At 36.7% G+C, this 23,766-nt stretch carries 25 protein-coding genes; 3 read left to right on the top strand and 22 right to left on the bottom strand.

Annotated elements, in window-relative coordinates:
- The first annotated feature begins 51 nt into the window (after positions 1-51).
- From J5J05_RS01300 to J5J05_RS01290, 3 genes are all read left to right on the top strand, one after another.
- Complete coding sequence (locus tag J5J05_RS01300) at positions 52-750, top strand: 5-bromo-4-chloroindolyl phosphate hydrolysis family protein (RefSeq protein WP_208558857.1); 699 nt, start codon at positions 52-54, stop codon at positions 748-750.
- 31 nt (positions 751-781) lie between these two features.
- Complete coding sequence (locus tag J5J05_RS01295) at positions 782-1,996, top strand: toxic anion resistance protein (RefSeq protein WP_208558856.1); 1,215 nt, start codon at positions 782-784, stop codon at positions 1,994-1,996.
- A gap of 138 nt (positions 1,997-2,134) precedes the next feature.
- Entirely contained in the window at positions 2,135-2,359 is a 225-nt protein-coding gene (locus J5J05_RS01290) for a GlsB/YeaQ/YmgE family stress response membrane protein (protein WP_341868491.1), read from the top strand.
- An 80-nt stretch (positions 2,360-2,439) separates the two neighbouring features.
- Here the strand turns inward: J5J05_RS01290 and J5J05_RS01285 are convergent, their stop codons facing one another.
- The 22 genes from J5J05_RS01285 to rsfS form a co-directional block, all read right to left on the bottom strand.
- Entirely contained in the window at positions 2,440-2,640 is a 201-nt protein-coding gene (locus J5J05_RS01285) for a cold-shock protein (protein WP_208558854.1), read from the bottom strand.
- 226 nt (positions 2,641-2,866) lie between these two features.
- Positions 2,867-5,650: an isoleucine--tRNA ligase gene (ileS, locus tag J5J05_RS01280; RefSeq protein ID WP_208558853.1), complete on the bottom strand. Its 2,784-nt coding sequence runs from the start codon at positions 5,648-5,650 to the stop codon at positions 2,867-2,869.
- 283 nt (positions 5,651-5,933) lie between these two features.
- Positions 5,934-6,617: a DivIVA domain-containing protein gene (locus J5J05_RS01275; RefSeq protein ID WP_208558852.1), complete on the bottom strand. Its 684-nt coding sequence runs from the start codon at positions 6,615-6,617 to the stop codon at positions 5,934-5,936.
- Between the two features lie 86 nt (positions 6,618-6,703).
- Positions 6,704-7,489, bottom strand: coding sequence for a YlmH family RNA-binding protein (locus J5J05_RS01270; RefSeq protein WP_208558851.1), 786 nt, complete (start codon positions 7,487-7,489; stop codon positions 6,704-6,706).
- A 12-nt stretch (positions 7,490-7,501) separates the two neighbouring features.
- A complete protein-coding gene (locus J5J05_RS01265) occupies positions 7,502-7,801 on the bottom strand; it encodes a YggT family protein (protein ID WP_208558850.1) in 300 nt (99 codons plus the stop codon).
- Positions 7,802-7,819: 18 nt separating this feature from the next.
- Entirely contained in the window at positions 7,820-8,305 is a 486-nt protein-coding gene (locus J5J05_RS01260; RefSeq protein WP_208558849.1) for a cell division protein SepF, read from the bottom strand.
- Positions 8,306-8,339: 34 nt separating this feature from the next.
- Positions 8,340-9,569 (bottom strand): cell division protein FtsZ, encoded by a 1,230-nt coding sequence (gene ftsZ / locus J5J05_RS01255; RefSeq protein WP_208558848.1) that lies wholly within the window; start codon positions 9,567-9,569, stop codon positions 8,340-8,342.
- Positions 9,570-9,593: 24 nt separating this feature from the next.
- Entirely contained in the window at positions 9,594-10,916 is a 1,323-nt protein-coding gene (gene ftsA / locus J5J05_RS01250) for a cell division protein FtsA (RefSeq protein WP_208558847.1), read from the bottom strand.
- A 245-nt stretch (positions 10,917-11,161) separates the two neighbouring features.
- Positions 11,162-11,998, bottom strand: coding sequence for a cell division protein FtsQ/DivIB (locus J5J05_RS01245; protein ID WP_208558846.1), 837 nt, complete (start codon positions 11,996-11,998; stop codon positions 11,162-11,164).
- Between the two features lie 27 nt (positions 11,999-12,025).
- The gene (gene murG / locus J5J05_RS01240; protein WP_208558845.1) at positions 12,026-13,150 is read right to left on the bottom strand and encodes an undecaprenyldiphospho-muramoylpentapeptide beta-N-acetylglucosaminyltransferase; all 1,125 of its coding nucleotides are present in this window, start codon (positions 13,148-13,150) and stop codon (positions 12,026-12,028) included.
- A gap of 24 nt (positions 13,151-13,174) precedes the next feature.
- Entirely contained in the window at positions 13,175-14,560 is a 1,386-nt protein-coding gene (gene murD / locus J5J05_RS01235; protein ID WP_208558844.1) for a UDP-N-acetylmuramoyl-L-alanine--D-glutamate ligase, read from the bottom strand.
- A gap of 112 nt (positions 14,561-14,672) precedes the next feature.
- Positions 14,673-15,638 (bottom strand): phospho-N-acetylmuramoyl-pentapeptide-transferase, encoded by a 966-nt coding sequence (gene mraY, locus J5J05_RS01230; protein ID WP_208558870.1) that lies wholly within the window; start codon positions 15,636-15,638, stop codon positions 14,673-14,675.
- Between the two features lie 48 nt (positions 15,639-15,686).
- The gene (locus J5J05_RS01225) at positions 15,687-17,867 is read right to left on the bottom strand and encodes a penicillin-binding transpeptidase domain-containing protein (protein ID WP_244244552.1); all 2,181 of its coding nucleotides are present in this window, start codon (positions 17,865-17,867) and stop codon (positions 15,687-15,689) included.
- Positions 17,864-18,250, bottom strand: coding sequence for a cell division protein FtsL (gene ftsL / locus J5J05_RS01220; RefSeq protein WP_208558843.1), 387 nt, complete (start codon positions 18,248-18,250; stop codon positions 17,864-17,866). Before ftsL ends, J5J05_RS01225 begins: the two co-directional genes overlap by 4 nt.
- A 32-nt stretch (positions 18,251-18,282) precedes the next feature.
- Positions 18,283-19,227 carry a 16S rRNA (cytosine(1402)-N(4))-methyltransferase RsmH gene (gene rsmH / locus J5J05_RS01215; protein WP_208558842.1) on the bottom strand — a complete coding sequence of 315 codons (945 nt, stop codon included), beginning with the start codon at positions 19,225-19,227 and terminating at the stop codon, positions 18,283-18,285.
- Positions 19,228-19,271: 44 nt separating this feature from the next.
- Positions 19,272-19,703 carry a division/cell wall cluster transcriptional repressor MraZ gene (gene mraZ / locus J5J05_RS01210; protein ID WP_208558841.1) on the bottom strand — a complete coding sequence of 144 codons (432 nt, stop codon included), beginning with the start codon at positions 19,701-19,703 and terminating at the stop codon, positions 19,272-19,274.
- Positions 19,704-19,988: 285 nt separating this feature from the next.
- Positions 19,989-20,351 carry a DUF3397 family protein gene (locus J5J05_RS01205; RefSeq protein ID WP_208558840.1) on the bottom strand — a complete coding sequence of 121 codons (363 nt, stop codon included), beginning with the start codon at positions 20,349-20,351 and terminating at the stop codon, positions 19,989-19,991.
- A 134-nt stretch (positions 20,352-20,485) separates the two neighbouring features.
- On the bottom strand, positions 20,486-20,656 hold the full coding sequence (gene rpmF / locus J5J05_RS01200) for a 50S ribosomal protein L32 (protein ID WP_208558839.1): 171 nt from the start codon (positions 20,654-20,656) through the stop codon (positions 20,486-20,488).
- 102 nt (positions 20,657-20,758) lie between these two features.
- Positions 20,759-21,322 (bottom strand): YceD family protein, encoded by a 564-nt coding sequence (locus J5J05_RS01195; protein WP_208558838.1) that lies wholly within the window; start codon positions 21,320-21,322, stop codon positions 20,759-20,761.
- Positions 21,323-21,464: 142 nt separating this feature from the next.
- The gene (locus J5J05_RS01190) at positions 21,465-22,667 is read right to left on the bottom strand and encodes a nucleotidyltransferase (RefSeq protein ID WP_208558837.1); all 1,203 of its coding nucleotides are present in this window, start codon (positions 22,665-22,667) and stop codon (positions 21,465-21,467) included.
- Between the two features lie 9 nt (positions 22,668-22,676).
- Positions 22,677-23,399: a class I SAM-dependent DNA methyltransferase gene (locus J5J05_RS01185; RefSeq protein ID WP_208558836.1), complete on the bottom strand. Its 723-nt coding sequence runs from the start codon at positions 23,397-23,399 to the stop codon at positions 22,677-22,679.
- Entirely contained in the window at positions 23,399-23,758 is a 360-nt protein-coding gene (rsfS, locus tag J5J05_RS01180; RefSeq protein ID WP_208558835.1) for a ribosome silencing factor, read from the bottom strand. The genes J5J05_RS01185 and rsfS overlap by 1 nt, the downstream gene beginning before the upstream one ends.
- Between the last annotated feature and the right edge of the window lie 8 nt (positions 23,759-23,766).

Raw genomic sequence — 23,766 nt, 5'->3', positions numbered from 1 at the left:
GTGATAAAATAAAGATACAAATCTCAAAGGAAAAACATTGGAGGAGCCAACATGAATAATAATCGTTTAGCAGATATACTCATTTATTTGTTAACTTGTATAACTATCATATTTTTATTTAGCTTTTTAGTCGCATTTAATTTCCCATTTATCCCTTCCGTTCTGTTAAGTATTTCATTAGGTGTCTTACTTTTATACATGCGCGGAAAAAAATCCAGACCAGCTGATAAGAAAAAGCTACCAAAATTATCTTCTGAAAAAGAAGCTTTCTATACTTCAAAAGGCTTAGAAAAAGAAGATATTCAATACTTCCGTCAAACAATGCAAAATGCTAAGCATCAAATCAGAACAATCGAAAAAAATATGTTGGCAACTGGAAAGTTAAAAGCAATTGAAAATCGTAACAACACTATCCACTTAACGAAATCATTGTTTAGAGAAATCATCAAAGAACCTAATAGACTTCACGAAGTTGACCAGTTTCTTTATGTTCACTTACCATCTTTAGCAGACTTATCTGGAAAATACAATGAAATTAACAACCACCAGGCTAAAAGTAAAGCGACCTACGACATGCTAGACAAATCTGCCCAGACACTAGACAAAATGTGTCAACAAATTGCAGAAGATTATGTTGAATTCAAATCAGATGATATCGTTGACATGGAAGTAGAGGTCGAACTTGCAAAAAGATCTCTAGAGAAGGATAATAGTTTTGAAGAAGATATGATGAAACATGAAGAAGTTTAACTAATCTTGCATTGAAAGGATGTCACGATTTATGGTCGACAATAAGGATACTCAAGACCTTACTAAAGAAAAACAAGCATCAACAAGTGAATTAGATGATTTATTAGCGAATCCTTTTGGGGAGATGCTTAAAAATCCACCTGCCCCCAATACGGAAACAACTACAGATCTAAATAGCGAGGACCAGCCTCAGGCAAAACGTCTATTTGATACGCTACCAGAGGAACGTCAAAAGCAAGCAAAGCAACTGTCTAAGCAAATTGCTGATAATGATATTGATGCTGTTTTAAATTATGGATCAGCTGCTCAACAACGTTTAGGAGATTTTTCTCATTCTGTACTCAATCACGTACAAAATCAGGAAACTGGCCATATCGGAGAAACACTTAATGATTTAATGTTCCGCCTAAAAGAAAGCGATCCGAATGATTTAAGAGCCGATAATTCAAATATCTTTAAAAAAATGTTCAAAAAAATCAATCGATCTATATATGAAACAACGGCAAAGTATCAAAAGATTGGTGCTCAAATCGACAAGATTGCCGTAAAGCTTGATAAAGAAAAAGATGCCCTACTCAAGGACAATGAGATGCTTGGCGCACTATATGAAAAGAATTATGAGTATTTTGAAGCGCTGAATATTTATATTGCTGCTGGTGAATTGAAACTTGAAGAACTTGAAAAAGAGACCGTTCCAAATGCTATGAAGGTTGCAGAAAGCAGTACGAACCAAATGGATGTCCAGCGCGTTAACGATTTAAATCAGTTCCAAAATCGTTTAGAAAAACGTGTGTATGATTTAAAAGTTGCTAGACAAATGACCATCCAACAAGCACCACAGATCAGACTGATTCAAAACACAAATCAAGCACTATCAGAGAAAATTCAAACTTCTATCAATACAGCTATTCCATTGTGGAAAAATCAAATTGTTATTGCGCTAACATTACTACGTCAAAAAGAGGCCGTTACTGCACAAAGACAAGTTTCTGAAACTACAAATGATTTATTAACGAAGAATTCAGAAATGTTGAAACAGTCTTCTATTGAAACTGCTCGTGAAAATGAGCGTGGCATCATCGATATAGAAACCTTAGAAAAAACACAAACTGATTTAGTAGAAACTTTAGAAGAGACCCTTTCCATTCAACAAGAAGGTCGAACTAAACGTAAGGAAGCTGAGCAACAGCTTGTTAGAATGGAAGATCGCCTAAGAGACCAATTACTCAAAATCACCGATCGCTAATTTACTAACTTCCCTTTACTAGGGAAGTTTTTTTTTTTGCGAGGCGTATTATTTGAACAAAATATGGCGATGCAGTATAGTTAGTAACATAAAGAAGCAAAGAAAAAGGAGAGAGTTATTATGTTAGGTTTTATTTTAATGTTAATCATCGGTGGAGTTGTAGGTGCCATTGGTCAAGCAATTATTGGTAAAAACGTACCAGGTGGAATTATTGGTAATGTTATTGTTGGTTTATTAGGTTCAGCACTTGGTGGATATTTACTAGCAGATTTAGGACCTTCTATTGGAGGTATTGCAATCTTACCAGCTATTGTTGGTGCGGTAATCGTTGTATTCCTATTCAGCTTACTTGCTAAAAAATAATTCTTATCTATTAGCATTTTAAACAACTAAAAAGCTCCATGTAGTCGCTTTCGCGATCACATGGAGCTTTTTAGTTGTTATTATATCTTATCAACGTTAGAAGCTTGTGGGCCTCTGTCGCCTTCAGTAATGTCAAACTCAACTGCTTGACCATCATCTAATGATTTGTATCCTTCACTGTTAATTGCACTGAAGTGTACAAATACGTCTTCACTACCTTCAACTTCGATAAAACCAAAACCTTTTTCTGCATTAAACCATTTTACTGTTCCTTGAGCCATAATACGTTTTCCTCCTAAGTAAATACTTGCAACAGACTACTATAAGTGCATCGATTTATTTATTGATTGCTGCCTCACATCTATTACACTTAAAGTATACAAAAGATTATTTTTTATTGCAAGGGCTTTCTTTAAATAAAATGATAAATAATTAGCGATTGTATCCCTTATCATCTGATATATTGGTAAAAAAAAGAACCGACATTTACGTCGGCTCTTTCAGATTTTAGTTTTCTTCAAATAATTCTGGGAAATGTTCTTCACAAATTTGATGACATCTAGGACATAGTTTCCCTACACCTTCGACTTCAATTAATTCTTCTGAAGTAATTCGACATCTTTCACATACTTCCCCTGACATATGCTGAACACTAACGGATAAGCCTTCAAAATCTAAAATAGAACGATCATTTTCAGGTTTTTCTGTTAGAGGTTTAATTGTTACGTTAGAAGCAATTAAAATTTGGCGCAAGTTTGTGTTTAAGGATGCTAGTAATTGGTTTACTTCTTCTGATACATATAACGTCGTATCAGCTTCAAAATCTTTACCAATCACTTTATTTTCACGTGCTACTTCATTTGCTTTAAGAATGTGATCTCTGATTTTCATGAAGTGATCCCATTTAGTGACTAATGCTTCTGAACCTTCATAAGATTCTACTTCAGGCATCTCAGTCAATTGTGCGTAAGTTTCTTCTTCTTGCAAGTATGACCAAATTTCTTCAGCCGTATGTGGAAGAATAGGCGTCAGCAATTTTGTTAACTTCAAAATCACTTGGTAAAACACAGATTGCATCGCTCTACGAGAATGTGCATCTGGTGCATCAATATATAAAACATCTTTCGCAAAGTTTACATAGAAGTTAGACATATCTACCGTACAGAATTGATTGATTTCTTTATAGATATCTGAGAAATTGTATTGTTCATAAGCGTTCAATACTTTTTCAACTGTACGATTCAAACGATTCATCATATACTGATCAACGGTTCTCAAATCTTCATAAGCTACATTGTTTTCTGCGTAGGAGAAATCTTCTGTATTTTGAATCAAGAAACGGATCGTATTTCTAATTTTACGGTAAACTTCTGATACTTGTTTCAAAATATCCATGCTCACACGTACGTCGGCTTGAGAATCTACACTAGAGACCCATAATCGAACAATGTCAGCACCCATTTGTTTGATGACTTTTTCCGGCAAAATTGTATTGCCGAGAGACTTACTCATTTTACGTCCATCCCCATCAAGGACCATTCCTTGAGAAAGAACTGATTTGTAAGGTGTTGTTCCATTGATTGCTACACTTGTTGTTAAACTTGAGTTGAACCAACCTCTATACTGATCCGATCCTTCAAGGTACATATCTGCAGGGAATGATAGATTGTCTCTTGCTTTTAATACGGCTTGGTGTGAAGAACCAGAATCGAACCAAACATCCATGATATCCGTTTCTTTCGTAAACACTCCGTTAGGACTTGAGGGTGTTTCAAATCCGTCTGGTAATAAATCTTTAGCTTCTCTTTCAAACCAAACGTTTGAACCATATTCAGCAAATAAATTCGAAACATGTTCTATCGTTTCTGGTGTGATGATAGCATCACCGTTTTCAGCATAAAAGATTGGCAATGGTACACCCCATGCTCGTTGGCGAGAAATAACCCAATCGCCTCTGTCTCTAACCATGTTGTAAAGACGTTGCATGCCCCATGGTTGAACCCAATCTACTTCCTGTACAGCATTTAAAATATCTTCACGGAAATCTTTGATTGACGCGAACCACTGTGGTGTAGCACGGAAAATAACTGGTTTTTTGGTTCTCCAATCATGTGGATAGCTATGCGTAAAGAAATCGATTTTCAATAATGCATTTTTCTCTTCTAGCCAACCTGTGATGATTTTATTTGAGTCATCATAGAATACACCTTCTAGTCCAGGTGCATCATCAGTAAAACAACCTTTTTCGTCAACTGGAGACAGTACTTTCAATCCATACTGTTGAGCAGCGATAAAATCTTCTTCCCCGTGTCCAGGAGCTGTGTGCACTAATCCCGTACCACTTTCTAATGTTACATGGTCTCCCATTATAACAAGTGAGTCACGATCATAAAAAGGATGTTTAGTCGTTAATCGATCCAATTCAGACCCTTTGATTTCTTTGATAAGCTCTACTTTTTCCCAGCCTAAAGTTTCAGCTACTTCTTCTGCCATTTTAGATGCAACAACAAATTTACGCCCATCTGCTTCTACTACTGCATAATCAAATTCAGGATTGACAGCAATCGCTAAATTCGCTGGTAATGTCCAAGGAGTCGTCGTCCAAATGATCAACGAAGTATCGTTATCTAATACACCTTTTCCGTCATTGACTTGAAAAGCAACATAAATATTCGCTGACCGAACATCTTGATATTCAATCTCCGCTTCTGCTAATGCAGATTCACTTGAAGGTGACCAGTAAATTGGCTTAAGTCCTCTATAGATATACCCTTTCTCAGCCATCTTACCAAACACTTTGATTTGTTCTGCTTCATAATCCTTTGTTAACGTAACATAAGGATTATCCCACTCACCCGCTACACCAAGGCGTTTGAAATCTTCACGTTGTTTATTGACCTGTTCCCAAGCATATTCTTCACACAATTTTCTGAATTCCGATACAGACATTGATTTGCGGTCTACGCCTGAATTTGTTAAAGCTTGTTCAATTGGTAATCCATGTGTATCCCATCCAGGTACGAAAGGCGCACGGTAACCTGACATCGATTTATAACGTACAATAACATCTTTAGAAATTTTATTTAGCGCGTGGCCCATATGAATATTGCCATTTGCATATGGCGGTCCATCATGCAAAATGAAAGGTGTTTTATTTTGATTTAATTCTTGTCTGTTTGCATAAACATTGTTTTCTTCCCAATCAGCTTGACGATCGGGTTCTTTATTTGGAAGACCAGCTCGCATAGGGAAAGCTGTCTTCAATAGATTAAGGGTTTCTTTTACTTCCATTTTTATACATCCTCTTTTATACATTTTTTTGAAAATAAAAAGACTTCATCCTATAAAAGGACGAAATCTTCGTGGTACCACCTTACTTCAGAGAAAAAACATTCTAGCATAGACCGCTTTTTCTCCCTCTTCTCTTTAACGCAGAGAAACGTCTTTAACTACTTCATTCGTTAAAGAGCTACTGAGTGATCATCCAATTATAAGAACTTACCAACTTCACACCGTCGTTGGCTCACTGAAAAGGATATAAAAGGATGGGAGTTCAGCATCAGCTAATATGAAATTATGCGTTCGGTAACTCTACTGCAGGTGTCATACCGTCTTCGTAGCCTTGATCATGGTTATCATCAAGTTCGTTAATAGCTTCCAAAGACTCAGGTGTTAATTCAACTTCTTCGTCAGATTCGTCTTTTTGATTAAGTTCTGTTCTAACTTCATTGATTGTGTGTGTATCAGGTTTCTCAGAAACAGGTGCTTGAAGAATATCATCCCACTCTTCTTTTTTTACAAGTTCTAATTGAGATTCGATCATTAGTTGTAATCTTTGACGAAAAATACGACTTTGCTTACGCAAAGCTTCAGTCTCCTCTTCGATTTTTCTTGCTTTTCCAACTGCTTCTTTCAACAATTGATCAGCATGATCTTCAGCATCTTGACGTACTTTAGAAGCTTTATTTTCAGCTTCTTTAGAAATCATCGTTGCTTCTTTCTCAGAGTTTTCTTTCAAGCGATCTGCTGCATCTTGGGCTACCAGAATTGATCTGTTCAGTGAATCTTGCATTTGATCATAACTTGCTAATTTCTCTTCTGCAAACTCTAATTTCTTTTCAGTTTCTTTTTTTTGTTTCAATAACAATTCATAATCCTTGATAATCTGGTCGAGGTAATCATTTACTTGATCTTGATCATAACCTCTCATCTTAACAGAAAATTCTTTGTTATGTATGTCCATAGGCGTTAATGCCATTTCGAATTCCTCCTTTAAGATCGTGATTCTGTTTCTTTGAGTTGTTTTTTTCTAGTATAAATAATATTCAGTTCTGAAACAAGACCCTATTGGTTTCTATCTAGTATATCAAGTTCCAGTCTGATTTTTTCTTTACGTGTTTTACCTTCTATCGATTTTAATTTGATTCGACCAAAACCTCTGATTGAAATGACATCGGAAATGCCAAGTGAAATATCGGGTCTTGTGATTTCGTTCCAATTCACTTTCACCTTATTAGAAGCAATCAGTTCTTTTGATTTCTGTCTGGATAAATTAAAAGCAGCAGCTAGCACGACATCAATTCTTAAAGAAGAGGCAATCACACTTTGACTGTCCCACTTATCTTTAGGGAGAACAATTTCCGTATAAGTTCTTTCTTCTAAATGTACTTTGATTTTTCCAATGCTATCTACTTGTGATAAAAGATAGGGTAGCATGGGTTCATCTAAAAAGAACTGCCATGTCTCAGCATCTGTTATGATATCTCCTAGTGTCTCACGATTGATTCCTGCACCTGTTAGTGAACCTAGAATATTACCGTGAGACAGTGTCGCAAATTTTGAAGGATAATTGATTTCACAGATCGTGATTTTAAAATCTTGCTGATCTGGTTCAAAGTAAGAAGGTGCAAGAAAAATACGTTTTCTCTCCGCTTCTTCATATCCCCCAAAGTAATATAAGGAGATATCAGCATTCTGACCAACAACTGATTCCACGATATACTGTTGTCTCGGATCAAGAAAGGGCGTCAGATATGGTGTATACTGCTCTTCTACTTGACGAGACCAATCGGTCACCGTGTCAATAAAGATTTGCTCATCTTTTCTAAAATGCTGGTAAATACTTTCCATGCTTCATCAACCTCACGATATGCTGGTTACTAAATTCAAGATAATCTGGAATATCGGTGCTATGCCCATTCTGATGAAAGATAGCGCAAATAGCGCAACAAGTCCTGCCAGACTGATCATCCCTATTGGCGGTACAAAACGTCTAAAAAACCCTACATAAGGTTCACATAGTTTAATTAAAATACGCCCGATAGATGACTGATAAGCACCAGGCAACCATGACATCAAGAAATAAACAATAAGGAGCAATCGATAAAAATCAATTGCTTTTATTAAGACATCATAAATAAATAGAACAATTTGAATAGCCATTTTTATTTCTCCGTTCCATTAAAAGTCTTGATTTTTCAAAGCTTGTAACTCAGCGCCATCTAACTCAACAGAACTTGGAGTACAAACAAATATCTCATCGCCAATTCTTTCAATGTCACCTTTTATCGCGTACGTCGCACCCATTAAAAAGTCGATCATTTTTTTAGCTTGATCCTTTTCCATACGTCTGAAATTCAAGATTACTGATTGATTGTTTAGCAAGACATCTGCAACACTTTGTACCTCTGAATACGTTCGTGGCTCCATTACATTGATTCGCGGTTTCTTAATGCCTTGTTGTTGATTAAGAGGCACAATGTTTTGAGATGTAGAAGCCTTACGAACCGGTTGTGATTTGGTGGCTACGACAGTTTTTTCTACTTTAGGAACAGGCTGTTCTTTTACTTTTCTTTGAGGTAGGTTGTTTTGTACAGTGTCTTCTTCTGTTTCATCAGCGTCTTCTTCTAAAAAGAAGAAGTTATTTAACCGATCTTTAATGCCCATAATGACTCAGTCTCCTTTCGCAGAGGCCTCTTTGTTATCTTTTTCTTCTTCTTCTAAAAAATGGTGGTGTATCTACTTCTTCATTTGAATTAGATTGTGTTTCAGCATCATCTCTTGAAAACAAATCTCTATCCCCTTGTTCTTTAGTAGACTCTTTAGATTCATCTAAATCACTGTTTTGACGGTCTCTAAGATTGGGTTCTTTACGGATGTCCCAATTACCAAAAGGATCATTCTCAGATTTTTTTTGCTGTGTTGGTTGAGGTGTCACTTTATTGACTGTTGTAGGTTTTTTTGTCTCTTTCTTTTCGCCATTGATACCTGTAGCAATAACAGTAACAACGACTTCATCTCCAAGATCTTCATTGATTGAAGTCCCGAAAATGATATTCACTTCACTTGTTGCAGCTGCTGAAACGATATCAGATGCATCTTGTGCTTCAAATAATGTCAGATCAGCGCCACCAGTAATATTTAATAATACTGACTCTGCTCCATCTACAGACACTTCAAGTAAAGGAGAAGAAATAGCTTTTTTAGTTGCTTCTGCCGTACGATTTTCTCCAGTAGCTGTACCAATACCCATTAAAGCAGAACCTTGGTTTTCCATGACTGTCTTCACATCAGCGAAATCTAAGTTTACGTAACCAGGATTCGTGATTAGATCAGATATCCCTTGTACACCTTGACGTAAAACATTGTCAGCTTCTCTAAAAGCTTCCATCATCGGTGTCTTTTTATCAACAATCTCTAATAGACGATTATTTGAAATCGTTACTAAGGTGTCAACATGCTCTCTCATCAATGCAATACCCTCAGCAGCAAAACGACCTTTTTTGGGTCCTTCGAATGTAAATGGACGGGTAATGACACCAACAGTTAAGGCGCCTTGTTCTTTAGCGATACGCGCTACAATACCAGCAGCACCTGTACCCGTTCCGCCACCCATTCCAGCAGTAACAAATACCATATCTGCTCCACGTAATGATTCAGCGATAGCTTCTTCACTTTCTTCAGCCGATTTTCTACCCACTTCTGGATTTGCTCCGGCACCTAGTCCTCTAGTTAACTTGGGTCCAAGTTGTATTTTAGTTTCAGCTAGCATCATATCTAACGCCTGTACATCTGTGTTCGCTACGATGAATTCAACGCCTTGAACGCCGTCTTGGATCATTCTATTGACCGCATTTCCTCCGGCCCCACCAACACCAATAACTTTTAGTACTGCTCCTTGAGATGCAATTGAATCGAATTCTAACTCCATTCTTTTTCCTCCTGTTTGCGATATTTAATCAAAAAATGTCGAGAAAAAGCTTTTTACTTTTTCTGTAAAAGACGGCCCTTCTGCTATATCAGAAGATGACTCATAAGTTTCATCTTGAGAGGCAGTAACTTGATTAACCGATTTCCCCTGATTATGTGGGGTAGTCCCTTGATGATTGAATTGATGAGCCGATAAACAGATTTTATTGATCAGTTTCTGAATACCATCTAGTTTACCTTCGTAATAAGCGAGTGATATTGCATTTGTAAAAGAAGGGTATCTCACTCCCATAAAATCGGGTATGTAAACATCCACTTGTACATCAAATATCTCTTCTGCTAGTTCTCTCACGCCAGGTATAGCAGCAGCACCACCGGTCAATTTCACACCACCTGGTAAAGCCAATGCGCCGATTTTATCTAAATCGTCTTTTATAACTTCGAATATTTGTTCAATTCTTGCCTCAATAATTTCTGCAATATAGGTTTCTTTGACCCGTATCGGCTCTTTTTGACCGACGGTATCTACTTGTATCGTTTGATCACTTTCTAGGTTAGTAGAAAGTGCATATCCTACATCTCTTTTTAAGCTCTCAGCATTTTGAATAGAGGTGTTTAAGACCATTGAAATATCTTTTGTAACAAATTCTCCACCTTGTTGCTCTGCATGCATATATTTCAATTGATGGTCGTGCACTGCTGATGCAGTTGTCTGACCACCACCCATATCGATTTGTACCGCTCCAAACTGTCTTTCGTCTTCAGACAGTACAAGATGCGCCATTGCCTGAGGTTGAATGATCAAGTCTTGAATCATATAACCAGCCTCACGAACACATTTTTTGATATTATGAACAATTGATTTAGGCACTGCTAGTACTGTTCCATAAATTTCCAATCGTTCTCCTACCATACCTCTAGGGTCTTTAATTTCATCAAAACCATCTACTAAGAATTCTTCCACCATTACTGAAATCATTTCTTTATCTGAAGGTACGTGTTTCAGACACGCTTCATTGATAACTTGTTGAACATCAGTATCGGTTATTTCTTGACTATTTGGATCGATTTGAATATAACCATTGCACGGTATAATATCTACCCCGTTTGCAGGAATACCGACAATAACTTCTTCGATAGCAACACCTGATTTTTCTTCTGCTTGTTGAATGGCAGTTGCTATAGCCTGACTTGTCTCATCAATATCGACGATCATTCCTTTATTCAAGCCCTTGGAGCGCTCACTTCCTACTCCAATAACGTTCATTTGATTATTAAGCACTTCTGCCACAATCACTTTAATTGAAGTTGTTCCTATATCTAAACTTGCGTAAACGCCATCTTCCATTATCGATTGAAACCTCCAGTCTACACTAGGCATTATTTATTTTTAGATTTAGCCTTAGAATTTAATCTTTTATTTTTCATATTTTATTCTTCCATAATCTTACTGATTGATTTTTCATTCGATTATGGCTCATTTTACCACAAAAACCTATCCTTATTGAAGTTAGTTTGTTGATTTCTCAATACAAAAGATAACTTTTGTGTAACAAAAGAACGCGCGTTTCCCTTTAGTAGCACCCTTATCCATTATTCTTCCATCTCACTGTCTAAATCTACACTATTATCTTCATCATAGGTCTGATCTTCTGCTGATGAAAAAGGTAAAAAGTATGCGCCCGCTTCTAAATCAAACAACCCATTTTCTCCATTTACAGCTCGCACAAGCTGAGGGTAATGATTCAATCGTTCAGAGAAACTAGGGATGGACGCTAATACTTCATTGCCATCATTCATATATGCCTTCACCAGTAATGGATTTCGATCATTTTCAATCCATTCGATTTCAGACAACATAGATTGAATACCACTATCAAGTAACTTATACTCCTCTAATAACTGCATAAGGACCGTTTCGTTTTTAAAGTTAAAAAATATCGGTAGATTTCCTACTGTATTAGGATAGGCCTCTTCTAAAACTTCACCGTTATCCAAGACTTTAAAATAAGTTTCGTCTCTATATAAGTATGCAACCGTTTCGTACTCACTGATTTCAAGTTCGATATTATTCAAGTTGTTTATAGAAAGTTTCATTTCTTTTACTTGTGGATATTGATTTTTAACCCTGTCCTCGACATTGCTATGATCAAAATACGTTTTCCATAAAGAATCACCTGATTTGATCATACTTGCGTCGATTACTTCTTGATCTAAAACTTCGTTCGTACCCCTCACACTAACGGCCTCAATCTTACTGTAAGGGCTAATGAAATAAATAGCAATCAAAAGCATCGTTATGAAAACAGTCATTAAAAAAGTCCATTTCAATTTTAAATGAGCACTTTTAGCGTTTTGAGGAGAGTGAGCATGCTTTTTTTTGTATGCATCCTCGATATTGGTAACCGATTGGTTATTCTTCTTGCTCATCTTGCTCTCCTCCTTCTATAGCCTATTCTATATTTTAGATATTGAACGAATGACCGCTATCAATTCGTCCGATGCTTGCTGCTTACCCATTTTTTTTGAATGAACAGCCATTTCATTTCGTTTGATATCATCCATCATCAATTGATTGATGGTTTCTACAAATTTTTCCTTTGTCAGTTCAGACTCTTTGATCATTAGGGCTGCTTCTTGATTGACCAGACTCAGTGCATTTCTTGTTTGATGATCTTCCGTGACATTTGGACTAGGTATGAGAATGCTTGGCATACCTAGGGAAGTTAATTCTGCCAGAGTCGTAGCACCACTCCTACCGACAACGAGGGAAACAGATGCAAAGACTTTTGGCATATCATGGATATATGGAACGATTTTTACCGAAGTATGATTATTCTTAATAGAATAACGATCAGCTATTTTTTGCACAATTTCGTCGTGATAAACCTCTCCCGTTACATACAACACTTGAAACGGTGCGTGTGCTAATGCATCATAGCTATCAATGAATGTTTCATTGATTTTTTGCGCCCCTCTACTGCCTCCAAAGATCAGCACAGTCTCTTTATCGCTACTTAAATCGAATTGTTTTAAAATATCGCTTGGTTGGAGAGCGGCAACTTCTTGCGCTCTAGGATTACCAGTATAAACAACTTTATGCTCTTGACCTTTGAATTGTTCTGTAGCTTCTTCAAAGCAAACAGCAATTTTATCAACATAGCGTGCCAAAAATTTATTCGTTATACCCGCTACACTATTTTGTTCATGAATGATCGTTGGAATATTTAGCTTACTGGCTGTATAACAGACCGGTGCACAAACGTAACCACCCGTTCCAATGACAACGTCTGGATTAAATTGCTTTACGAGTTTCTTCGCTTTCCTGATACTTTTAATAAAAAGTTTAATTGTATTTAAATTATATAGAATACCCGATAGATTCATTTTCCTCTTAAAACCTTCGACCCTTATAGATTTAAAAGGAACATCATTTTCTGGAACAATTTTACTTTCCAGTCCGCGATCAGTTCCAATATATAAAAACTCTGCATCTGGAAAGCGTTCTGCGATTCTCTTTTTTAAGGCTAGCGCTGGATAAATATGTCCACCCGTACCTCCACCTGTTAACAATACTTTCATAGTCAATACAACACGTTTCGTGTCTTAATCCTCCTCTTGTTTCGTTTGAATGAGCCGCTCGATACTTTCCATATAAGCATTTCCTCTAATTTCAAAGCTAGGATACTGATCCCAACTTGCACAAGCTGGAGATAGTAAAACAATATCTTCTGGATCACTGATTTTATATGCTTCCGGTACTGCTTGTTCAACATCAACAACTTTTAGTGTATGCTCTATTCCGGCTCTCTTAGCAGTTTCTAAAAGCTGTTCTGCTGTTTCTCCAAACGCTAGCACTGCCTTGACATGCTTTTCCATCGCTGGAATAAGATCATCAAATGAGACACCCCGATCCAATCCACCCGCTAGTAAAATCACCGGTTTAGTAAATCCTTCTAATGCATTAATCGTTGCTAGCGTATTCGTTGCTTTGGAATCATTGTAAAATTTGCGTCCTTCAAAGGTTCTAACAAATTGCGTACGATGTTTGACCCCTTTGAATTGGCTCAACGCTAATTTGATTTGATCATTCCCTTTATTCATTAGTTTCGCAACGGCCACAGCTGCTAACGCATTTTCAAGATTATGCTTCCCTGGTAATAGGATATCTTCTACTTTGATTACGTACTCATCCTTATAGTAGATAGCATCGTCTTTGATATATGCACCTTTTTCTAGTATTTTCTTACGCGAGAAAGGAACAAGCTGTGCATGACTATGTTGATGGACTAATTCGGTCAATTCTGTTTGATCTGCATTATAGACAAGGAAATCTTCTTCAGTCTGATTTTTGGTGATTTCTAATTTAGCATTAACATATTCTTTTCTCGTTCCGTGATAATCCAAATGGGCTGAGTAAAGGTTAGTAATAACTGAAATCTTCGGTTTCAAACTTGGTGTTCCAAGTAATTGAAAACTTGATAATTCCAAAACAATTTCATCTTCATCTGTCGCTGTCAATACTACTTGACTTGCTGGTGTGCCAATATTTCCTGCTGCATATGCTTTCCCAGCTTTTCTTTCTGTATTTAAGATTTCTGTGATCATTGTCGTGGTTGTCGTTTTTCCATTTGTTCCTGTAATACCAATAATGGTGCTTTCAGCAACTTCTGAAGCCAATTCAACTTCTGTAATAATAGGGATTTGTTTTTCTAACGCTCTTTTTATAATTGGATTTGAATAAGGTATACCAGGATTTTTAACTACAAGTTCAAAGTCTTCATCCATTAATTCAGAGGGATGACCACCTGTAATAACCCTTAATCCTTCATTCACTAATTCTCTAGCTTCCGGATTTTCATCCAGATTTTTGTAGTCGTTAACCGTCACGAGCGCTTTTAGCTTATGTAGCAATTTAGCTGCATTTACGCCACTCAAAGCTAATCCTAATACAAGAATTTTTTTATTTGTATATTTATCGATTTGTTTCATGTTCATCCCTCTTTTTTTATTAATGATATGATCAATAGATGGTTTCTCTAAACAATTTATACTTGAAAAAAACTGGAAGCAGATTACTCTACGTCCAGCTTTACTTTTAACATTATACCAAAATGAGAAGAACGACTAAAGCCATAACAACACTGATGAGTGAGAAAACACCTACCAGTTTCCATTCGCTCCATCCTACCATTTCGAAATGATGATGTATGGGGCTCATCTTGAAAATTCTTTTACCTCTTAATTTAAATGACCCTACTTGTAACATTACACTAGCTGTTTCACATACAAAAATAAATCCAATTAGTAGTAATGACCATTCTTGATTCAATAAAATCGATATCCCTGCAAGACCGGCTCCCAGTGCTAAAGATCCTACGTCTCCCATAAAGATTTTAGCAGGTTTCTTGTTGAATAAGAAAAATCCGAATAATCCTCCAAATACCGCTAATGCAAAAACCATGATGTCATACTGTTCTTGAAAAACAGCGATTATTGCATAGGCAAGATAGGCAATCATGCCAGTACTCGCCATTAGGCCATCTATTCCGTCTGTTAAGTTAGTCGCATTGGAGAAACCTACCAACCAAAACAAAACGAACAGTCCGTAAAACCAACCTAATTCAATCGATCCTAAGACGGGCAGTGTAATGACTGTTGGGTAATTAAGCAAACTCAATCCAATAAAAAAGACGATACCGCCTAATATCTGACCAACTAACTTCTGCAAGCTTGTTAACCCCAAGTTTCGTTTCATGATTACTTTGATGTAATCATCTAAAAACCCAATTAATCCATAGAATACTAGAATAAATACTAACAACAGCGTACCCGTTGTAATGATATTTAAAAAGAGACTGGCAAGCAAAACAGTTGCTGACGCGGCTAGTATAATGGATACACCCCCCATGGTTGGTGTACCAGACTTACTTTCATGCCACTTTGGACCTTCTTCTCTTGTTACTTGACCTAATTGTTTTTTTGAAAAGTATTGTATAACAAAAGGCATAGAGCAAACGGTTATTATAAAGCTCAGTAAAACTGGCATTATGATCCTTGTTAAATCAATCATTTTTTATCTGTTCTCCTTTAGAGCTTTTTCATTCATATGTTTTTACTATTCTTGCGATGGTGGGGTAAGTGTCAGGTCAACTTCAGTACCTGCTTCAATGAACGCATTTGGTTCAAGACTTTGAGAAGACACATAGCCTTCTCCATCAAAACTAAATACAACACCTGTCATTTCAGCTACTTTCATAGCATCACTTCTTGACCAACCTGTCATATCTGGTAATGTCATAGCCCCATTCGTCAATAATATCACACGTTGGTTATCATAAAGCGTCGACTCATTAGATGGGAATTGTTGTACCACTTTCTCTCCAGAACCAATAACAGCATTTTCAATACCGTCTTCTTTGGTCAAATCTAATGCATCAGCAATATTCATGTCGACTAAATTGGGCATAGTGGCTGTTTCATCTTTTTGTTTTGATTCTTCTCCAGCAGCATCTATATACTCTAAGGCACGCTTCATAACTGGATTGAATATTTTTTGAACGATTTCGCTACCCTGAGTAGCACCATTAAATTTCGGTTGCTGAACCGTCACATATAAAATCACTTCTGGATCATCTACCGGTGCCATTCCAACTACAGAGTAAATATAATTACCATTCCCAGCATAATATTTATTAGTTTCAGGATTAATCAGCTGAGCTGTTCCCGTTTTAGCCGCAATATCGTAACCATCTATTTTATACCCTTGTGCAGATCCGTGTTCATTCGTAACAGGTTCAGTTAAATATTGTAACGTTTGTTCCGCTGTTTCTTTAGAAATCGGACTTTCTGTATATTCAGATTCAACTTTTGTTTCTTCACCAGTCTCTTTATTCACGATACGATCGATCAAACGTGGTTTAACCATCTTTCCTTCATTGGCAATCGCTGAAAAAGCACGTAACATCTGGACAGGTGTCACACTGATACCTTGTCCAAAGGATGTATTGATTTTTTGCAAGGCACCGGCATATAGATTACTACCGCTATATTCATTCGGTAAATTCATCCCCACGGGTTGGCCAAAACCAAAACCATCTAAATATTTTTTCCAAGTATCGACGCCCATTTTTTCTATTTGATGAACAAAAGCAACATTACTAGATCTTGCTAAACCTTCCAAGTAAGTGATCTGTCCCCATCCATCTGGATTAAAGTCACTTACTGTTCCACCAGCTACTGAGATTCTACCTGATTTGTAAGTATTCTCAGGTTGGAATGTCCCTTCTTGTACAGCTGCAGCCAATGTCATTGCTTTCATCGTGGAACCGGGTTCATAGGCATATTCTACTAACAAGTTCTGCCAGGTCTGATCGATCCCCTCTTTTGTTGTCGCATTGAAAGAAGGACGTTGAGAAGTTGCAAGAATTTCTCCTGTTTTCGCATTCATCAATGTAGCAGTCATTCGTTCAGGATCATGCTCTTCTTCTACTTGTTCCATCGCATTTTCTAATACTACTTGCAATCGACGGTCTAAAGTCATATAAATATCACTACCATTGACAGCTTCGACTCTTTTTTCGTCTTGGCCCGGAATGACATAGCCATATCGATCTTTCTGATACTCTACAGATCCATTCACTCCACTAAGCAAGTCGTCATAAGTCTGTTCAATACCCATAATCCCTTTTAACTGCTGATCGTCCTCCTCAGCAGAAGTCTGAGCTAACCCTACTGTATGAGAAGCAAAAACACCATTTGGATATAACCTTGTTTTCTTATCCTCAAATGTAATACCTGTCAATTCTTGATCATCAAGTTCTTCTTGAATCTGGCTAACGATATCAAAAGAAAGATTATTTCCAGCCGAACTAAATTCTACTTGGTTTTGATCGAGCGTCAAACGATTCAGAATATCCTTTTTACTCATAGAAATATGTTCAGCTAAAACCGCCGCAACTTTTTCAGGTTCTTGCACGTGCTGAGGTCGAGTTGGACTTGACCATTGATCTGTCAAAATAGCGACCATTTTGTACGTGTTTGCATCCATTGCAACGGGATTTCCATTTTTATCGTATATCGTTCCTCTATTGGCTTGGATCACTGTATTTCGTGTATAGAGATGATCAATATTTTTGATTAAATTTTCTCCATTCACTTCACCTTTGACCATTATCCAAGAAAAACGAAGAGCTACAAATCCAAACAGTATAAAACATGCCATATATAAAAATACAGCAATGATTTTACGGTTGCGAAGTGGATTCGTAGCTTTAATTTTTTTAGTTATTTTTTTCATGGGAATACATTCCTAATCTGTTCTTCGTTCATTTCTAATCCATTATTTTTTGCAATTTCATATACACGGTCATAACGAGATAATTCTTGGATTTTCTGTTCAAGATTTTCGTTAACCACAACAATATCATTAGATTGTTGTTCAAGGTCTTGCGTTGACCGATTGGTCATTGACAACTGCATCGCCATCGTAACATTCGCTACTAAGAGACCGAATAATAAAATTCCGAAAAAACTAACTGCCCATACTTCAAAACGTGTTATACCTCTTTTGATAACTTTTTTAGTATGTAAATTACCTGGTAAAGATTCAGGCTGTTGTATTGGCTTAGGCACTACCTGTTGTGCTGTAAGATTTCTTGCTAGGTTGTCATTCATCGCCATAAGAAAGCTCCTTTCTATAGAATCTAGTCAATTTAAGCTTGTTTTTCTGCTACGCGTAATTTAGCACTTCTTGCTCTATTATTCTGGTCTAATTCATCGTCTCCGGGTAAAATTGGCTTTCTATTAATTAATTTCAGAACTGGCTTTTTAAAATCAGGCATTACCGGAAGTCCTCGTGGCACGTCAGGTAGCTTAGAATAATCTCTAAACATTTGCTTAACGATACGATCTTCTAACGAATGGAATGTGATAACGCTCAATCTACCTTCCATTGCGAGTAACTCAATCGCTTGTTCAAGCGATTCTTCCAATGAAGTCAATTCGTCATTGACCGCAATCCTAATGGCCTGAAATACTCGTTTAGCTGGGTGTCCACCTTTTCGCCTAGCAGGAGCAGGGATTGCTTCTTTTATGATATCTACAAGTTCTTGTGTCGTATCAATCGATTCTTTTTCTCTATGCGCTTCAATCTTTCTGGCAATTTGTTTTGAGAATTTTTCTTCACCATATCTAAAGAAAATCCTTACCAAATCCGAATATTCCCACTGATTCACTACATCATGAGCGCTAAGCGGCTGGTCCTTATTCATTCGCATATCTAACTTAGCATCTTGATGGTAACTGAATCCTCTCTCAGCATTATCCAATTGAGGAGATGAAACGCCTAAGTCATACAAAATACCGTCGACGTGAGAGACGCCTAAGTCATTTAGAGATTCTTTTATAAATCTAAAGTTAGACTGAACAAATGTTACTTTCCCTTTTTCTACTTCTTCTTTCAAAAGGGTTTTAGCATGATCGATCGCTGTTTGATCTTGATCAAATGCATAAAGATGTCCTTTGTCACTTAGCTGTTCAAGAATAAGTGATGTATGACCAGCACCGCCTAATGTACAATCTACATATACACCTTCAGGATTTATCTTTAAACCTTCTGTTGCTTCATTAAGCAAGACTGTTTCATGGTTAAATGCCACGCTTTAACCTCCTATCTATCTATTCATCATATAAAATTTATCGTTTAAAATCCAAAGTCAACCATTTCTTCTGCAATATCTTCAAAAGAATTTTCAGCTTCTTCAGAATAAGCAAGCCATTTTTCTTCGCTCCAGATCTCAATTCGATCTGATACACCAATAACAAAACAAGCTTTTTCAAGTTTTGCATGATCTCTTAAGGTTTGAGGAATATTAATTCTTCCTTGCTTATCTAATGTACATTCAGTAGCAGCAGAGTATAAGAATCTAGTAAATGAACGAGATTCTTTTTTTGCTAAGGGAAGTTGTTTCAACTTTTGTTCTAGTACTTCCCATTCTTTTTGTGGGTAGCCGAAAAGACAACCGTCTAATCCTCTTGTGACAATGAAATATTCGCCCAAATCCTCTCGGAATTTGGCCGGGACAATCAAGCGACCTTTTGAATCGATGTTATGCTTGTATTCCCCTAATAACATTTCAAAGCCCCCTCTCCCCACTTATAAGGATTAGTCTACCACAATGCCCCACTTTCCACCACCTAATATTATTAAATTAAACAAAAAATATGTAATAAATCAAACTTTAATCGAATAATTATAACGCACGTTCCCTTTATCTACTTTTAAGATTTTTGTTTGACAATATATCCTTATGTCGCAAGTAATTATGCGTATACGTGTTCCCAATAAAAAAAGCCCCTAACGATATATTAGGGGGGTCAATGCCACTGATTAAAGTGTTAATTTTTTCTGTTTATACATTCAAAGAATCATCATAACACCTAAAGCAATATACAATAAAAATGCACTGATAAATACATATCGCCACCAAACTCTAAAAAAATGAACCAATTGGAGTTTTTTGATCCTAAAAGTAAAAATAGTCGATAGAATGATACCAATCATCGCTGCAACTACAACTAGGTAAGGCGTAAATGAAAAACCGACTAGTAACATGCTATAAACATGTACAGTTACGATTAAAACAGGGGTAACGAAATCAACAAGTTTTATTTTAACATTGTGTTTTTTAAAGAATTTATTCATTTGCTTGCTTGGTATCATTAAAAGCAAAGGACATAGGTAAAACAATATAAAAAGTAAATCTATTTGCGGTTCTAACACTCAATCACCTACTTAATGATTATCAGATAAGAAGTTTCTTAGTCGCTATCAATCTTACTTTACTGTATTCCAGAAAAATTTTACACTAAAAAACCTCTATTGTATACAATAGAGGTTTTTTAATGAACTATTTATTATTTTGAAGCGTCTTTTCCAGCGTAAAAGCCACATGATGGGCATACGTGGTGGTTACGTTTAACTTCTCCACATTTAGGACAATCGCTCATATTTGGAAGATCCAATTTGATGTGAGTACGTCGTTTTGCTTTTCTTGCTGTAGATGTTCTTCTTTTAGGTACTGCCATATTCCAACACACCTCCTTAAAAGGGTAATAGAGTTAAAACATCTTTCCATATAGGTTGAATGTCTTTCTCTAAGATCATTGTCTAGAGTACACTAAACAATGTTATTCATTCTCTTCCGAAAAGAACCCTTTTAATGCTGCAAATCTAGGGTCCTCTTCTTCTGACAAGCGCTCTCTCACTCCGTCGCCATAAGCTCCTTCTGATACTACTTTCCAATCGCTACCACTTGGCATATCCTCTGAAGCAAGTTCTTCTTCAGTGAAGACCTGCGTCGGGATTGCCGTAAGAATAGCGTCTTCAAGTGGTTTTCTCAGATCAAGCATATCTGCTTCGAGTTCAACAACAATTTCGTCTTCCCCATACTTTTCTGAATCAACGATCGTTCCAGCAGCAATATAGGTTTCGGAAAACGGAATACGTAAATCAACTTTTACAGGCTCAAGAGAACGTGATGACGGAAGAGTCAAACTGATTGTTAAGTTCAAGTCTACTAAAAATTCATCTGTTTTCTCCACAACTAGAATCCCATCCATTGATAGTGGACTAGCATCAATAATAATCGAATTTCTCTCTACAAGAGAATCCTTTAAATCGACTTCCCCATTCAATGTCAGTGGATCATCTTTAAACTTTTTTAATTCGTTCAAAGCCCATTTGATTTTCATGTGTTATCACCTCTTGGCCTCATTATAAATGGTTTAATCATTTTTTAGCAAACGTTGGACGCCATAAGAACAATGATTCCTACAGTCCTTTTCGATACTAAAAATAAAGCCCTATGACTTCAAGGCAACAAAAATTATTATACTAGTGACAGCGGTCAATGTCAATGCTTTTTATAGGGTTTCGTCCGAAATCCTGTCTCTCTGTCAGCAAATCATTTCCCATTTGGTAAAGGTTTCCTGCTTTAATATCAAGTTGCCAGCATTCACTACTTTTACGATCGATTTTTGTGAGCAAATCAATCGTTCTATCTTTCTTCACTTCATTCAAGTAAGTTTGTCCCAAAGTTGTGAAACCTAAGATTCTAGTTGCTTTTAGTTCACTATCTAATTTAATATCTGTTTTTTTGATTTGAAGTAAGACGTATACACACAGACGTTGTAATCTCGTTCTCGTCATTCTCTTGTGTTTGATCAATTGCATAAAGGCTTCAAAGGAATCAGCCTTCTCTACCTTATTGATCAATAAGTTTTCCAGACCCTCTTCCATCTGGTAAATTAGTTTCAACTCTTCTTTAGTCGCCGTTAAAATTTGATACTTCAAAAATTTCCAGTAATTTTCCCACGATTGCAAAGGCTTATTTTGTAGCAATTCCATACTTGCTTCCGGCAAAAAATCAGAAATTGCCGACAGCCCTTGATCACCAGACAGTAATTCATGGCGAATGGCTGTTGCGCTCGATACATTTCCGACTGTTTGTAAGGCTTTTTCATGATAGTCAGCTTGTTTTCTCCGAACAACTTCAAGAGTAAAAGGAGAACCTCTTCTTACATTCTCTTTCGCATAAGCCAGGCCAAGTTGATTATTAGGTAATGATAAATCGATTGTTAATTCTGGCAAAAATTCATCCATAACATGTTGCATTCTTAAGGCATAAGATAAATTTTTCTCATTTTGCAATTTGAATAATTTATCGATTTCACGTTCATTTTCCACTAAATGTGCAGCTGCTTTTTCAAAATCCGCTCCATTACCTGACTCAGATCCAAAACTTAAAGCAGTACATTTCATAGCGCTTAGTATTTCTATAGCCCCTTTAGCGAATATATCAGCGGGTTGTACACTATAAGCTGTGGGTAGCTCTAAAACGATATCGGCGCCATTATTCAGTGCCATTTCAGCTCTTGACCATTTATCAACCATTGCTGGTTCTCCACGTTGTAGAAAATTTCCACTCATGACGACGATGATTACTTCACTTTTAGTTCTCTTAATTGCTTCTTTAATTTGATAGAGGTGCCCATTATGAAATGGGTTATATTCTGCAACAATGCCACATGCTCTCATGTTGTTCCCTCACTTTTCAGCAGCAAAAAACCATCTTTTACTCGTATTATCAACAGACTCACCGAAGTCAGCAGTGACCTCTACGTTTTTGAATCCCACACTTTTCAACATGGCTACATAAGTTTCAATGGGGTGTGTCCATTCTTTATGGACTTCTTCAAAACGTTCATAACGTCCGTCTTCATTCTCCACAAAGAATGTCAGTTGATGCTCAATAGCGTACGGGGTGTTTCCTTTAAAGCTATCCCATAAAAAGACAATACTATTAACCTCATCATGATAAGAGAACGATTCGAATAATGTCATTTGATGCAATGAATGGACATCGAACAAAAAAGTCCCTTTGTCATTCAATTGATTATAAACGGCAGAAAAGACTTCTTTCTTAGCCTCTTCCGTCTCAATATAGCAAAGTGCATCACTGTAGCAGATGACACCATCAAATTTTTCTAGTTCTGAAAGATCTCTCATATCCATTTCGACTAATGGATAACGTACACCCGTTTCTAACTGTCGATCATAAGCAAGGCTTAACATGTCTGCTGACAAATCCAAACCAATAATATCAAAGCCCGCCTTCGTTAATTCCGTTGCTAATATCCCCGTTCCACATCCTAGCTCCAATATATGATCTTGGTTCGTAAGATATCTCCCAGTATAAGCTGCCCATTTTGGGTAAAGCGTATCGTCCATTAGCTCATCATAAACTTTGGCAAACCAATTGTATTTCATTATTCAGTCCAGTTAGAGACATCTACAAAAGGTGCATCTGTCCATAATCTTTCTAATTGATAAAATTCTCTTTCTTCTTGATTGAACAAGTGGACGATTACTTCTCCTAAATCAATTAAAATCCAATTCCCACCATCTTTACCTTCAATATTTCTAATTTCAACTTGGTTTTCTTCCGCTGCATCTTTAATTGATTCAGTAATTGCCGCGATTTGTCTTTCATTGTTTCCGTGTGTAACAACAAAATAATCTGCTAGTAATGAAACACCCCTCATATCTAGTGCTACAATTTCTTCTGACAATTTATCTGATGCTGCTTTAACTGTAAATTCTAAAATTTCTTCAGCTGTTTTAGTCATGTGATTCC

Origin of the sequence: Marinilactibacillus kalidii (genome assembly GCF_017599325.1) — a bacterium.
GTDB lineage: Bacteria > Bacillota > Bacilli > Lactobacillales > Carnobacteriaceae_A > Marinilactibacillus > Marinilactibacillus kalidii.
The sequence above is the reverse complement of the archived record's forward strand: the minus strand, read 5'-3'. Positions and strand labels throughout refer to the sequence as shown.